Origin of the sequence: Nonomuraea terrae, from assembly GCF_004348995.1 — a bacterium.
Classification (GTDB): domain Bacteria; phylum Actinomycetota; class Actinomycetes; order Streptosporangiales; family Streptosporangiaceae; genus Nonomuraea; species Nonomuraea terrae.
The window spans coordinates 17,288-30,686 of the sequence record NZ_SMKQ01000044.1; the positions used below are offsets into that span (position 1 = coordinate 17,288).

Genomic DNA, 13,399 nt, shown 5'->3' on the forward strand with positions numbered 1-13,399 from the left:
CTGTGCACACATGCCACCTCGAGGAGTGGTCTCCGGATGAAGCGTTGGGGGGAGCTTTCCCAGGAGGCGGCCGATCATCTCGCTGCCGGGTCGGTGCTCGACTACGCCGAGATGGCGGTGGTCGTCACCGACCGCTTCAGCAACCTCCTCTACTGGAATCCGTTCGCCGAGAAGCTGTTCGGCCGGCAGGGCGCGTCGGCCGCGCGTGAGACGTCCACCCTGTCCCTCGGGATCATGGAGAAGGACCACCCGCTCGCCATCGAGCTGGCCAAACACGTGCTCAAGGGCGGCGTGTGGGAGGGCACGTTCGACGTCCGCCGCGACGACGGCACCATCGTCTACGTCCGCGCCCAGGCCGTGCCGCTGCGTCACACGTCGGGGTCGGTCACCGGCATCGTGATCATGGCGCGCGAGGCGCTGCGCAGCAACGAACGCGAGAAAGACCGCTTCGGCCTGCTGGAGCGCATCGGCGAGCGGCTGGCCGGCTCCCTCTACGTCGAAGAGACGCTCAAGCGGGTCGCCGAGATGCTCGTCCCCCAGTTCGCCGACCACTGCTTCATCGAGCTGATGGAGGGTGACCGGCTCGTCCGCCGGGTCTCGCAGCACGTACAGGGATGGACGCCGCCGTCGGGAACATGGAAGCCGGTGGGGGCGGAGATCCGCTACCCCTCCGGCCACTACGCCGACACCGCCCTGCGCCGCCAGGAGACCATCCTCGTCGAAGACTTCGCGGGCAGCCGCTACCCCCAGCCCCACGAGGGCAGCGCCCGGCTGTGCGGCGAGATCGGCATGACCTCGGCCATCGTGGCCCCGCTGCTCGTCCGCGGTGAGACGCTCGGCCTGATGTACCTCGGCCTGTCCAACCTCACCGACCGGCGCAGCCCCCACTACGACGCCTTCGACCGCGACTTCGTCGGCGCCATCGCCACCCGCGTCGCGCTCGCCATCGACAACGCGCTGCTGTTCGAAGAGGAGCGCCACACCGCCGAGTCGTTCCAGAAACACCTGCTGCCGCGCGCGCTGCCCCAGCTCGACGGCCTGCAGATCGCCGTGCGCTACTACCCGGCGGCCCCGCTCGCCTCCCACGGCCAGGGCATCCAGACCCAGGTCGGCGGCGACTGGTACGACGTGATCCCGCTGTCCGCCGGCCGCGTCGGCATCGTCATCGGCGACGTCGAGGGCCGGGGCGCCAAGGCGGCCGCCATCATGGGCCAGCTCAGGGCGGCCCTGCGGGCCTTCGCGCAGGACGACAAGTCCCCGGCCGACATCCTGGCCAGGCTCGACGAGTGGACCCGCATCATCGCCACCCCCGAGCAGGACGACAACGGCACAGAAGTCAGTATCCCGCCCATCGTGACCTGCCAGTACCTCGTCTACGACGCCTGGTCGCGGCAGCTGTCGTTCGCCAACGCCGGGCACGCCCCGCCGCTGCTGCTGGTCGACGGCCAGTGCGTCGAGCTCGACATCGAGGAGGTCGGCCAGCCGCTCGGGGTGCGCGCCAAGGGCCTGCACGCCGACCTGGTCTACAAGGAGGAGACGCGCACGCTGCCGCCGGGCGCCGCGCTGCTGCTCTACACCGACGGCCTGGTCGACCGGCGCCCCAGCCGCGACGGGCAGATGCCGAGCGAGGCCGAGACGCTCGGCGTGCTCTGCGAGAAGCTGGCCAAGATGTCCGACGCCGAGGTCGAGCGCATCGCCGACGCCGCCACCGTGGCCGTGCCCGGCGAGATCGACGACGACATGGCGATCCTCGTCGTCCGCTCCAGCGACGTCGACCTCGACGTGGAGGAGCGGACGTTCCCCGCCCAGCCGATCATGGTGGGGGAGGCGCGGCGCATGGCCGCGGAGGCGTTCACGGGCTGGAACGTGCCTGAAGAACGCGCCGAGCTGGCCTGCCTGCTGGTCTCGGAGGTCGTGACCAACGTGGTGCTGCACGCGGCGAGCGCCGGGGTGCCGCGCCGGGAGCTGGTGATCGACGGGCCGCCGCTGCCGTTCGAGGACTCGTGGGACATGCCGGGCCTCGAAGACGACGTGGTCGGCGACAAGGAGTTCACCCTGCGGCTGCGCAGAGGCGAGGAGGCGGTCTGGGTCGAGGTGTTCGACCAGGACCTCCGGCTGCCCCGCATCCGCAGCGCGGGCGAGAACGACGAGGGCGGGCGCGGCCTCTACCTGGTCGACCAGCTGGCCCGTCGCTGGGGATCGCGTCCCACCAGGGAAGGCAAAGCCGTCTGGTTCGAGATTCCCACCCGCGGCAGATGAGTGGTTCACTGGCCGCATGGAGCTGGCCTTCGAACGGCGGGGCAGCGGCGAGACCCTGATCCTCGTCCACGGCATCGGCCACCACTGGCAGACGTGGCTGCCGGTGCTTGACCGGCTGGCCGCCGTGCGCACAGTGATCGCGGTCGACCTGCCGGGCTTCGGGGCCTCCGCCGGGCTGCCCGAGCCGGTCCCGTACACCGCCGAGTCGCTGGCGGACGCGGTGGAGTCGTTCTGCGCGCGGCTCGGGGTGCGGGAGCCGCACGTGGCGGGCAACTCGCTGGGCGGTTACATCGCGCTCGAACTGGCCTCGCGCGGTGTCGTCCGCTCGGCGACCGCGCTGGCGCCGGTCGGTTTCTGGACTCGGCCGGAGCTGCTCTACTGCCAGACGGTGCTGCGTGGGCTGCGTGCGGCCGCGGCGGCGGGAGATCCGCTGCTGCGCGGGCTGTCGGCCGGGCTGCTGGTGGCGCATCCGTCGCGGCTTGAGCCTGACGCGCTGGCCGCCGCGTCGCGGGCGCTCGCCGAGTCCACCGGGTTCGAGCCGACGCTGGAGTCGTTCGGCGGGGTGATGCCGCCCGCGCCGCCCAAGTCGCCCATCACGATCGCGTGGGGCGAGCACGACCGGCTGCTGCCGCGCCGTCAGGCCGTACGCGCGGCGCGGTGGTCGGGGCAGCGGGTCAAGCTGCTCAAGGGCTGCGGGCACGTGCCGATGAGCGACGACCCCGAGCTGGTGGCCCGGGTCATCCTGGAGGCGTCCGGCGGGTGAGGGTCAGCGGATGGTCTGGCCCCACAGCAGCAGCATGACGATGACGAACACGATCACCACGCCCGCGTAGCCGACGGGGCCGAGGCGGAACGCCCGGCGTAACCGGTTGAGGCCCCAGGCGAACAGCAACGCCAGGAAGACCAGGAGGATCAGGCCGCTGTCCATGCTGTCCAGTATGAGGCGGAAGGCGGGTCGCCGCGCGGGTGACGGTTCAGACGCTGCTAACGGCTTTCTGCGGCCTTCGGGAGTCTTGGACATCCGCGACCAGTCGAGCGAAGGCTCCGCGCCTCCCTACTGCCGTGCCAGTGGGAACAGGACTGGGCCGCCGACATCACCCTCATCCCCCTCCCGCATCGAACTCGAGGAGCGCATCAGCGAAGCCGGCGTGCCGCTGTCCTGGCAGCGCCTCGCACTCGTGGCCAGTGACCACGTGGTCGGCGTCACGACGCCGACCTACGACGCGGTGCGCGGCATCTACCGGCTGAAGGCGTTCATCGAGAACGAGAAGCAGCGCGCCGCGGACTGCGCTGCCGGTCTACCAGCGCCTTCCATCCTTGGGGTGGACAGGCAGCCGGACGGCTCGGAGGTCATCGTCACCGGGAGTGCGTCCGACCGGCCCGCCTTCCGCTTTGACCTCTGATTTTCACGTTTGTCCTGGCAGCGGCCAATGGTGATGGAACGCGCATAGCGGGCTGTGGCCGTGTGGAGATTCGATTCGGGGCAAGAGGTGACCACCGACTTGCCGTCGAGGTGTGCATCGCCGCGTTCGAGATCGGACTGATCGTCTTAGATCGGTAGGATTTGCCGGATGAAACGGCGCGATTACGAAGGGCCCGGCGACCTGCGCACGATGCAGGACCTGACCCGGCGGCTCTGGTCGCCCGAGAGCCGTTGGCACATCGGAGACCTGGCCTGGTCCCGCTTCCAGCACGTCGGCGGAGAGCCGGAGTGGCCTACGTCGTTGTGGGAGCACGACGGTCAGGTCGTCGCGTGGGCGTGGGCGCAGCGCCCCGGCACTCTCGACCTGCGGCTCGACCCGGCCTACCCCGAGTTGGCGGAGGAGATCTTGCGCTGGTTCGACGGCGCCGTCGAAGGTCTGGAGCGCGACGTCACGCTGCTGGAGTCCGAGACGGACCTGGCAGAGGTCCTGCGCCGGCACGGATACCGCGTGCAGGAGTCCGGCGTGTTCTTCACCCACATGCGCCGCGGCCTCGACGCCCTGCCCGAGCCGAAGGTCCCTGCCGGCCATACCTTGCGTGCCGTGCGCGGCGAGCAGGATGCCGAGGCCAGGGCGGCGGTGCACCGGGCCGCGTTCTCGCTGCCGGGCCTGCCGCCCTCGCGGGTCACCGGTGAGAGCTATCGCCAGGTCATGCGGGCCTGGCCCTACCGCGCTGAGCTCGATTGGCTGGTCGAGGCGCCGGACGGCACCCCGGTGGCGTTCTGCCTGGTCTGGCTGGATGAGGAGCACCGGGCGGCGCTGCTGGAGCCCGTGGGTACCGATCCGGCGCACCGCCGGCTGGGCCTGGCGAGCGCCGCTACGCTCGCCGCCCTGCACGCCGCGCGGCGGCTGGGCGCGCGGTGGGCCTTCGTGGCGCCCCGGGGCGACGACGGCCATCCGATGGCGCGCAAGACCTATGAGTCGCTGGGCTTCCGCGGCTTCGCGCGCACGATGACCTTCGTCCGCTGAGATCGTCTTCTCGACCTCGAATCTTCCTGTTCTCGGCGACGGGATCCATCAAGGTCGCACAGCGCGTGCCCGGTCAGGCAGGCGAACCACGCTATGCGCGTTCCATCGGGCTGAATTCGTATCAGTCCGGGTCATAGACGCGGCGGACGCCCGCCTTGGTGTCCTTCACCTGTAGGCGAGCCCTTCAGAAGCCGAAGGAGCGGCCGATGATCTCCTTCATGATCTCCGTGGTGCCGCCGTAGATCGTCTGGACGCGGCTGTCCAGCCACGCCTTCGCGACCGGGTACTCGGTCATGTAGCCGTACCCGCCGTGCAGCTGCAGGCAGCGGTCGATGACCTTGGTCTGCAGCTCGGTGGTCCACCACTTGGCCTTGGCGGCGTCGACGGCGGTGAGCTCTCCGCCGTTGAGCGCGCGGACGCACTTGTCGACGTAGTGACGGGCGATCTCCGTCTCGGTCGCCAGCTCGGCCAGGACGAACCGGGTGTTCTGGAACGACCCGATGTTGCGCCCGAAGGCCTGGCGGCTCCTGCAGTACGCGATGGTCTGCTCCAGCACGGTCTCGGCTGCCGCCACCGCCGCCACGGCGATCGACAGGCGCTCCTGGGGCAGGTTGTTCATGAGCTGGACGAAGCCCTCGCCCTCGGCGGGACCGAGCCGGTTGGCGACCGGCACCCGTACGTTGTCGAAGAACAGCTCGGCCGTGTCCTGCGCCTTCATGCCGATCTTGTCGAGGTTGCGCCCGCGGCCGAAGCCCTCCATGCCCCGCTCCACGACGATGAGCGTGATGCCCCGCGCGCCCGCGGCGGGGTCGGTCTTCGCCACGACGACGACCAGGTCCGCGTTGACGCCGTTCGTGATGAAGGTCTTCTGGCCGTTGAGCACGTAGTGGTCGCCCTCGCGCACGGCGGTGGTCCTGATGCCCTGCAGGTCGCTGCCGGCGCCCGGCTCGGTCATGGCGATCGCCGTGATCAGCTCGCCGCTCACGAACCCGGGCAGCCACCGCTGCTTCTGCCCGTCGTCGGTCAGATCCACCAGGTACGGCGCCATGACGTCGTTGTGCAGCGAGAACCCGAGCCCGCTGGCGCCGTGCCGGATGATCTCCTCGACGACGACGGTGTTGTAGCGGAAGTCCGAGACCCCCGAGCCGCCGTGCTCCTCGGGCACCGAGAACCCGAACATCCCCAGCTCGCCGGCCTTCTTCCAGACCTCGCGCGGGACGATGCCGTCCTTCTCCCACTGCGGGTGGTGGGGCACGACCTCGCGGGCCATGAACTCGCGTACGGTCTCCCGGAAGAGGTCGTGCTCCTCGTCGAAGAGGTCCTGCATCGGGCTCCTCCAGCCGCAGAATTCTATTCTGTTACCGACAGGTATACCCCTTTCGGCTCTGCCGCTACAGCTGCGGACACGGCTTCATCACAAGTGCCAGACGAAGTGCGTTTTCGCATACGTTGCAGGGGTTTTGGACCCTAAGATCTCCATCGGTCTGTCGTGGTTGATCGGAGTCTCCCGTGAATCGCTTGGGCAAGGCGTTGATCGCCGCATCGGTCGGGGCTGTGGCGACGTTAGGCATGGTGGTTCTTCCTCAGGTGCCCGCGTCGGCCGCGCCGGCCGACCTCATCATCCAGTACCAATGCAACGCGGTCGGCGATAACAGCATCGCCCGGAACGGCCCGGTCATGCTGACGACCAACCTCACCTTCGCCACGGACCTGTCGGTCGGCGGTCCGCTCAACCTCGAGTGGACGATGAACTACACCGGTGACCCCAGGCGACTCCTGTCGCCGGGCTACTTCCGGAGAGGCGGCCAGGTGCACGCCACCGGCCACGTCGACATCCGCGGGGACTGGACGGGCGTCCTCATGCCTCGGGGCGTCTCCGAGCCCGAGCGCAGGCTCCGCCCCGACTCCCCGCTCGGACTGCCGGAGATGATGAGCGATCCCGCTCTCACCAGCACGGCGGGGACCATCAGGCTCACGCCGAGGGACATTGACCTCGACTTCTTCCCGCCGGACGGTGAGGTGGTCTACAACGACGGTCCCGACGCGGACAATCCGAGCGGCATGGGGATCGTCTACAGCAACGACTGGGTGTCGAAGGATGACCTGCCCACCTCTGAGAGGCACGTGCACAACGACCTGCACGAGACCACTGTGGAAGGTGCCTTCGCCGAGCTGACCTTCGTCGGCACCGGCGTGAAGTACATCGGGCCGACCGACAAGGACGCCAGCCCGGTGAACATCCACATCGACGACAGACTCGTCGCCACCGTCAACCCCTCGCGCAACGGCAACGACGTTCCGGTCAACCACGACATGGCCGGCGGCAAGACCCTGTGGGAGATTTCCGGGCTGGACTACGGCGAGCACAAGATCAAGATCGAGAAGGTCGGCGGTCCGGGCTACATGTGGCTGGACGCCTTCGAGGTGTCGACCACCACCCCCGAGACCCCGACCGGCTTCCACGGTGCGAAGTGCAGCCCGGTCGGCCCCCCGCCGACGGTCCAGGTGACCATCGGGGAAGGCGCCGACCCGACGGACGACCCGACAGACGACCCCACTGATCAGCCGACCGATCCCGACGACCCCGACGACCCGACGGATCCGGATGACCCGACGGACCCTGACGACGACCCGCCGGTTGACGACGGGAACTCGGACAACGGGGTGGATAACGTGGTGGTCAATCCGCAGGCGTCCGGCACGACGTCGCCCACGCCGACGACCGCCAGTCCCACCGCGACCAAGTACTACCGGGCGCAGGTGGCCAAGACGCCCAGTGGTGGCGTGGACACCGGTGTCGCGCCGGATGAGCCGGAGCGGCCGTACGCGCTCATGGCCGGTGGGATGGCGCTGGTGCTGGGAAGCGCGGGCGGCGGGCTGCTGCTGCGGCGACGCAGGGCCGAGCACGCGGGAGGAACGCTCTGATGACCGAGCAGAAGACCCCCATGCAGCGCGCGCTGCCCGGCCTGCTGATCGCGGGCTCGCTCGGCGGCGTCGGCATCGTCATGGTGAGCCTGCTGACGCTGGCGCCCAAGGTGGACGACGGCTCGGCGCCGATCGCGGCGACGGCCCAGCCCACGCCGACCACGGTCGGTGTGCAGAACGCGGGCGCGTTCGTCCTCGCGCCGACTGTCGGGCCGGGCGGCAAGGGCGCGCCGCTGACCCCGGCCCGCCTGGACGCGCCGCCTCCGCTCCCGGCGGTGCCGGTCGTCGCGCCGATCCCGCCGGCCAAGACCAAGGCGGCCAAGACCGGCAAGGCGACCAGCGTCCGGCCGATCCGCATCAAGATTCCCAAGATCAAGGTGAACGCGCCGATCGGCGGGGTCACCATGGGCAAGGACGGCAAGCTCGGCACCCCGCCGCTGACCAAGCGCAACCAGGCCGGCTGGTACCGCCTTTCCCCGCTGCCCGGCCAGGCCGGCCCGGCGATCATCAACGGCCACGTGAGCACTCGCCAGGGCCCCGCCGTCTTCGACCGCCTGCGCGAGCTCGCCAAGGGCGACCAGATCTACGTGTACCGGTCGGACGGCAAGGTCACCCGGTTCACGGTCAGCGGCATCGAACAGGCCAGCAAGAACGCGTTCCCGACCAAGCGCGTGTACGGCGACGTCGACAGTGCCCAGCTCAGGGTGATCACGTGCGGCGGTGTCTTCAACCAGAAGGCGCACAGTTACACGGACAACATCGTTGTGTACGCAACGCTGTCGAAGAAGGCCGGTTGATGGGGAACTTGTGGCTGTTTTGGCCGTTTGGGTGAAGTTGACAGGGACAGTTCGTAAGATCTCAACCTAGCTGTGACCAATGGCTGGCAGTCTGGCACGACTGTTGACACTGCTTGGAAACGGAGAAGGACCCGTGCTTAAGTCCCAGGCGTGGCGCCGCCGCGCCCGCAAGACGTCCGCATTGGGATTGATGAGTACGCTCGTCGTCTTCGTTTGCTCCGTCTTCTTAACCGCCACCCCGGCCTCGGCTGCGGCGACAAGGCAGTACACCTACTCCTGCACGGCAGGCGGTCCCTTCACCAACACCTCGATTGTCGTCGGGCTCAGCGCTCCTGACACGGCGACGGCGGGGCAGAGCTTCAACCTGACCGTGAACATTCCGACCCTGACGCTGGCCACGGCTCCGACCACCACCCCTCCTGGCAATGTGCAGGTCACCTTGGAGCTGGCGCCGACGACAGGTGCGACCGTCTCGGACGAGGCTGCGAAGTCCGGAGCGCCGCTCACAGTCAATGAGAGGACTGTGCAGGCGGGAAGCGTCACTTATCCGGTCCAGGTGGCCGCTGGCACGACCGCTGATGTCGGATTGACGCCAGGCGCGCTGACGCTGGGCCTGCCCGGCACCGCCGGGGGCGCCACCGAGACGAATTGCACCACAACCACCCCTCAAGCGCTTGAGGTGCCGATCGGCACCGGCAACGGAAACGGTGACGGCGACGAGACCGACATCGTTGCCTACAACTGCGTCCTTCAGCCCACCGGCACCACCGACGCCAACTACCCGGCCGAGGTCGACATCCGGGTCGTGATGACGCCTCCGACGAGCGCCTCGCCCAACCAGGACGCGTCGGTCACCTGGACGGGGACCATCCAAAACACCGGTGATTCGCTCACGCTGCCGACGGGATTCCCGACCACGAGCGCCAAGACGTTCGTCACGGTAAAGGCGAGCGGCGCCGGAGCTCCAGCCACAGTGACCGGTGAGGGCAACCTGGCCAGTGTCACGGCGGGCTCGGATCTCACCACGCTTCCCAGCGTCACCCTCAAGGTGCGGCCCACCACGACGGGCACCGTGACGCTGACCGCCGGCGACATCACTTTCGGCGCGACCACGACGGGCACCGCCACTTCGCCGGTGATCAAGTGCACCGCACCCACGACCGGTCTCAAGGAGTACAAGGTCACGGTCGGCAACGGGACCGGGAGTCCGAGCCCTTCGCCGACGACGACGAGTCCGCGGCCGACGCGGACCGCTACCGCGACGGTGACCATCACGCCCTCGTCCTCGACGACCACGCGTAAGTCGCAGACCCCCGTGGCCGGGGCGGACACCGGGGCCGGTGGGATGATGGGGCCGGACGGGCGGATGTTCATCCTGACCGGCACCGCGCTGATCACGGCCGCGGCCGTGGGCGGGCTGGTCATGCGACGACGTTCCATCAGGAGCTGATCGAGCGTGGCGGGCTACTATCCGTACGGCGGCGGCCCTCCTGTGCCGCCGCCGCCCGAGGAGCGGGCGAGCACGGCGCTGCGCACCGTGCTCATCGTGGCGGCCATCGCCGGCGTGGCCACGGTCGTGGCGGGCCTGCTGATCGTCCTCAGGTCGCCCGAGGAGTACGGCCTGGCCGCCAACCGCGACAGCCTGCAGGTGCAGGCGCAGCCGAAGCCGAGCGGCCAGCCGGAGCAGGCGTTGTTCCAGGCGGCCCCCGACGTGCCGCCGCCGCTGCCCGAGATCAAGCCGGCGCCCGCGATGCTGCCCTCGACGCCCGTACGGCTCGTGGTCAAGCGGCTGGGCATCAACGCGCCGATCAAGTCGGTCGGGCTGGCCAAGAACGGCACGATCGAGGTGCCCCCGATCGACAACCACAACCTGGTCGGGTGGTACCGCAACATGTCGACCCCCGGAGAGGCGGGGCCGGCGGTGCTGCTCGGGCACAAGGACACGCGGACGCGCACCGCCGTGTTCGCCCGCCTGCCCGAGCTCAAGAACGGCGACATCATCGAGGTCAAGCGCCAGGACAAGACGACCGCGGTGTTCACGGTCGGCGGCGTGGAGCAGGCGAGCAAGCAGACGTTCCCGACCCAGCGGGTGTACGGGCCGCAGGAGAACGCCCAGCTCCACCTCATCACCTGCGGCGGCACGTACAACCGCAACACTGGGCATTACACCGACAACGTCATCGTGTACGCGACGATGACGAGCTCCTATCGAAGTTGATCTGCGGAGGCGGGCATGGGCTGGATGGCGAAGCGGAGACTGCGTACTGGCCCCACGGCGGCGCTGCCCGCCAAACCGGCGCTCGACGAGCTGCTGAGCGTCATCCAGCTCGCCGATCCGAACGCCAGGCGCGAGGGCGACGACATCGTGGCCACCGACGTACGGGTGTGCGCGCCGGTCGAGGCCGACTCCGACCTGACGGGTGGCGTGCTGGAGAAGGTGTGGGCGGTGCGGGTGGCCGCCGAGGGGCCGCTGCCGCTCGACTACTTCGACCGGTATCTGGCGGAGGGGCTGGCGTTCCGGCTCGGCGGGCTCGCGGTGTGCCGGGGAGAGGTGAGCGACCCCGCCGACGAGGGTGAGGGCACCGGCCCGGCGGTGATCCTCCCGGTCCGCCCGTCCGCCGAGGAGCTGGCGCCCCTGCTGGAGCAGGACGAGGAGTTCACGTTCACGGCGGGCGACGTCCGGGCCGCGCTGGTGCCGCAGAAGGGGCAGCCGCCGGCCGTACAGGAGCTGCTGCCCTTCGCCACCGAGCTGACCGCGATCGAGCTGCGCGGTGAGGAGCCGGTGAAGCTGGGGGCGCTGGCGCTGGAGCTGGCCGAGTCGCTGAACGGCATCGCCGTCGACCGCTGGCGCTTCCGCATCGACGCCCCTGAGGACCTGGCGGCTCCGGCGAAGGAGAGCGCGGAAGAAGAGGCCGCGGAGAAAGACACCGCAGCGGAGAAAGCCGCGGAGGAAGCCGAATAAGGCCCAGGAAGCCCCAGAACGTCGTTCTGTTGTACTCTGCCCTTAGTAACCGAATAATGCTCGGTTTCCAGGAGGCACTGTGGCAGAGGCGTACATCGTCGGGGCGGTCCGCACGCCCGTCGGCAAGAAGAAGGGCGGCCTTTCCACCGTCCACCCCACTGACCTGGCCGCGCACACGCTGAAGGCGCTGATCGACCGCACCGGCGTCGACCCCGCCGCGGTCGAGGACGTCATCATGGGGTGCGTCATGCAGTTCGGCCCCCAGAGCATGGATATCGCCCGCAACGCCTGGTTGTCGGCGGGTCTGCCCGAGACCACGGCCGGGGTCACGATCGACCGGCAGTGCGGCTCCTCCCAGCAGTCGATCCACTTCGCCGCCCAGGGCGTCATGTCCGGCACGCAGGACCTCGTCGTGGCGGCGGGCGTCGAGTCGATGAGCATCGTGCCCATGGGCTCCTCCATCAAAGCGGCCCTCGACATGGGCATGCCGTTCCCGTTCGGTGAGAAGTGGGGCGAGCGATACGGCAGGCAGGAGATCTCGCAGTTCCGCGGCGCGGAGCTGATGTGCGAGAAGTGGGGCTTCAAGCGCGACGTGCTGGAGCAGTTCGCGTTCGAGTCGCACCAGCGGGCGGCCAAGGCCATCGCCAACGGCTACTTCAAGGACCAGATCGCGCCGGTCAACGGCGTCGAGGACGACGAGGGCCCGCGGCCCGACTCGACGCTGGAGAAGATGGCCTCGCTGAAGACGCTGAAGGAGGGCGGGCAGATCACCGCCGCCACTTCCTCGCAGATCTCCGACGGCTCGGGCGCGCTGCTGATCGCTTCCGAGCAGGCCGTCAAGGACCACGGGCTCACGCCGCGCGCCCGCATCCGCCAGCTCGCGCTCATGGGCGACGACCCGGTCTACATGCTGACCGCGCCGATCCCCGCGACGCAGCTCGCGCTGAAGAAGGCCGGCATGTCGATCGACCAGATCGACGTGGTCGAGATCAACGAGGCGTTCGCGCCGGTGCCGCTGGCCTGGATCAAGGAGCTCGACGCCGACCCGGCCCGGGTCAACCCGAACGGCGGCGCCATCGCCCTCGGTCACCCGCTGGGCGGCACGGGCGCGATCCTCATGACCAAGCTGCTGCACGAGCTGGAGCGCACGGGCGGCCGGTACGGCCTGCAGACGATGTGCGAAGGCGGCGGGCAGGCCAACGTCACCATCATCGAACGGCTGTGAGTGATGCGGGCGCCGCCTCCAGGCGTAAGGGGAGGCGGCGCCCGCGTTGACTACCCATCCAGGTAGTTGATCTAGCGCCCCTTGGGCGGGATGCGACGGGGCGGCGCGATGGGCCGCTGCGGCATCTTGGGCATCGGCCGGACCACCGGAAGCTGGGGCCGGGCCTTCTTGGATGAACGGGCTCGCATGAGGAAGCTCCTTTACGTAACTCACGACGCGGCTCGGCTCGGAGAAGCGCGAAGGCCGGTCGACAAGCTCAGTTGCCGCGTCTGGACTGGACGGACTGGACAGAGCTGAAGCCGAGGGCTGTGGAAGCCCCGCGAATTACGGGTAAAGGCGCATGCCCATGAGGCTACGCAGCCGTACCGGACCCGTGCAACCGAATTAACGGCGGTCCGCGGCGGTGATCACCGTGTCGAGGGCCGCGCGGGACTCGCTCAGGGCCGCCATCGCGCGGTCGATCCGCTCCCGCTCGGCACGCAGCTGCCCCAGCACGTCGGGGCAGGTCGGGGCCAGACGTTCGCCGTCGGTCTCCAGGCAGGGCAGCACGGTCGCGATGGTCGAGGTGCCGAGCCCGGCGGCGAGCAGGGTGCGGATGCGGCGGACGGCGTCGACGTGGGCCTCGGTGTAGACGCGATAACCGCTGGGCAGCCGCTCGGGCCGCAGCAGCCCCTGCTCCTCGTAGTAGCGCAACAGCCGCTCGCTCACGCCGGTGCGCCGGACGAGCTCTCCGATCCGCATGTCACCACACCCTTGACTCTCACATAGATGTGAGACTTTA

The 13,399-nt window shown here is 69.3% G+C and carries 13 protein-coding genes; 10 read left to right on the top strand and 3 right to left on the bottom strand.

What is annotated here, in order from left to right; genetic code table 11:
• Window positions 1-36: 36 nt before the first annotated feature.
• Both E1286_RS16995 and E1286_RS17000 read left to right on the top strand, forming a co-directional pair.
• Window positions 37-2,259, top strand: a complete 2,223-nt coding sequence (locus E1286_RS16995) for an ATP-binding SpoIIE family protein phosphatase (protein ID WP_132613582.1) — start codon at window positions 37-39, stop codon at window positions 2,257-2,259.
• 16 nt (window positions 2,260-2,275) lie between these two features.
• Window positions 2,276-3,022, top strand: a complete 747-nt coding sequence (locus E1286_RS17000; protein WP_132613584.1) for an alpha/beta fold hydrolase — start codon at window positions 2,276-2,278, stop codon at window positions 3,020-3,022.
• 3 nt (window positions 3,023-3,025) lie between these two features.
• Here the strand turns inward: E1286_RS17000 and E1286_RS47850 are convergent, their stop codons facing one another.
• Window positions 3,026-3,187, bottom strand: coding sequence for a hypothetical protein (locus E1286_RS47850; RefSeq protein WP_165969767.1), 162 nt, complete (start codon window positions 3,185-3,187; stop codon window positions 3,026-3,028).
• Window positions 3,188-3,272: 85 nt separating this feature from the next.
• Between E1286_RS47850 and E1286_RS17005 the strand changes: the two genes are divergently transcribed.
• Together E1286_RS17005 and E1286_RS17010 are read left to right on the top strand one after the other, a co-directional pair.
• Window positions 3,273-3,662, top strand: coding sequence for a hypothetical protein (locus E1286_RS17005; protein ID WP_132613586.1), 390 nt, complete (start codon window positions 3,273-3,275; stop codon window positions 3,660-3,662).
• Between the two features lie 168 nt (window positions 3,663-3,830).
• Entirely contained in the window at window positions 3,831-4,709 is an 879-nt protein-coding gene (locus E1286_RS17010; protein ID WP_132613588.1) for a GNAT family N-acetyltransferase, read from the top strand.
• A gap of 184 nt (window positions 4,710-4,893) precedes the next feature.
• On the opposite strand, the gene E1286_RS17015 is transcribed toward E1286_RS17010, so the two are convergent.
• Complete coding sequence (locus E1286_RS17015) at window positions 4,894-6,036, bottom strand: acyl-CoA dehydrogenase family protein (protein ID WP_132613590.1); 1,143 nt, start codon at window positions 6,034-6,036, stop codon at window positions 4,894-4,896.
• Window positions 6,037-6,278: 242 nt separating this feature from the next.
• Here E1286_RS17015 and E1286_RS17020 point away from each other — a divergent pair, with 242 nt between their 5' ends.
• The 6 genes from E1286_RS17020 to E1286_RS17045 all read left to right on the top strand — a co-directional run bounded on the left by E1286_RS17020 (window position 6,279) and on the right by E1286_RS17045 (window position 12,618).
• A complete protein-coding gene (locus E1286_RS17020; protein ID WP_132613592.1) occupies window positions 6,279-7,634 on the top strand; it encodes a hypothetical protein in 1,356 nt (451 codons plus the stop codon).
• Window positions 7,634-8,431, top strand: a complete 798-nt coding sequence (locus tag E1286_RS17025) for a class F sortase (protein WP_132613594.1) — start codon at window positions 7,634-7,636, stop codon at window positions 8,429-8,431. The genes E1286_RS17020 and E1286_RS17025 overlap by 1 nt, the downstream gene beginning before the upstream one ends.
• Window positions 8,432-8,564: 133 nt before the next feature.
• Window positions 8,565-9,881: a hypothetical protein gene (locus E1286_RS17030; RefSeq protein WP_132613596.1), complete on the top strand. Its 1,317-nt coding sequence runs from the start codon at window positions 8,565-8,567 to the stop codon at window positions 9,879-9,881.
• A 6-nt stretch (window positions 9,882-9,887) separates the two neighbouring features.
• On the top strand, window positions 9,888-10,649 hold the full coding sequence (locus E1286_RS17035; RefSeq protein WP_132613598.1) for a class F sortase: 762 nt from the start codon (window positions 9,888-9,890) through the stop codon (window positions 10,647-10,649).
• Window positions 10,650-10,673: 24 nt separating this feature from the next.
• A complete protein-coding gene (locus E1286_RS17040; RefSeq protein WP_132613600.1) occupies window positions 10,674-11,393 on the top strand; it encodes a hypothetical protein in 720 nt (239 codons plus the stop codon).
• 79 nt (window positions 11,394-11,472) lie between these two features.
• Window positions 11,473-12,618, top strand: a complete 1,146-nt coding sequence (locus E1286_RS17045; RefSeq protein WP_132613602.1) for an acetyl-CoA C-acetyltransferase — start codon at window positions 11,473-11,475, stop codon at window positions 12,616-12,618.
• A 384-nt stretch (window positions 12,619-13,002) separates the two neighbouring features.
• Here the strand turns inward: E1286_RS17045 and E1286_RS17050 are convergent, their stop codons facing one another.
• Window positions 13,003-13,359 (bottom strand): MerR family transcriptional regulator, encoded by a 357-nt coding sequence (locus E1286_RS17050; RefSeq protein ID WP_132613604.1) that lies wholly within the window; start codon window positions 13,357-13,359, stop codon window positions 13,003-13,005.
• Window positions 13,360-13,399: the final 40 nt, after the last annotated feature.

What these genes read in the sequence shown, in the direction of transcription:
- E1286_RS17010 (WP_132613588.1), top strand. Translation starts at nt 3,831, where the DNA reads ATGAAACGGCGCGATTACGAAGGGCCCGGCGACCTGCGCACGATGCAG.
- E1286_RS47850 (WP_165969767.1), bottom strand. Translation starts at nt 3,187, where the DNA reads ATGGACAGCGGCCTGATCCTCCTGGTCTTCCTGGCGTTGCTGTTCGCC.
- E1286_RS17015 (WP_132613590.1), bottom strand. Translation starts at nt 6,036, where the DNA reads ATGCAGGACCTCTTCGACGAGGAGCACGACCTCTTCCGGGAGACCGTA.
- E1286_RS17050 (WP_132613604.1), bottom strand. Translation starts at nt 13,359, where the DNA reads ATGCGGATCGGAGAGCTCGTCCGGCGCACCGGCGTGAGCGAGCGGCTG.
- E1286_RS17020 (WP_132613592.1), top strand. Translation starts at nt 6,279, where the DNA reads ATGGTGGTTCTTCCTCAGGTGCCCGCGTCGGCCGCGCCGGCCGACCTC.
- E1286_RS17025 (WP_132613594.1), top strand. Translation starts at nt 7,634, where the DNA reads ATGACCGAGCAGAAGACCCCCATGCAGCGCGCGCTGCCCGGCCTGCTG.
- E1286_RS17040 (WP_132613600.1), top strand. Translation starts at nt 10,674, where the DNA reads ATGGCGAAGCGGAGACTGCGTACTGGCCCCACGGCGGCGCTGCCCGCC.
- E1286_RS16995 (WP_132613582.1), top strand. Translation starts at nt 37, where the DNA reads ATGAAGCGTTGGGGGGAGCTTTCCCAGGAGGCGGCCGATCATCTCGCT.
- E1286_RS17000 (WP_132613584.1), top strand. Translation starts at nt 2,276, where the DNA reads ATGGAGCTGGCCTTCGAACGGCGGGGCAGCGGCGAGACCCTGATCCTC.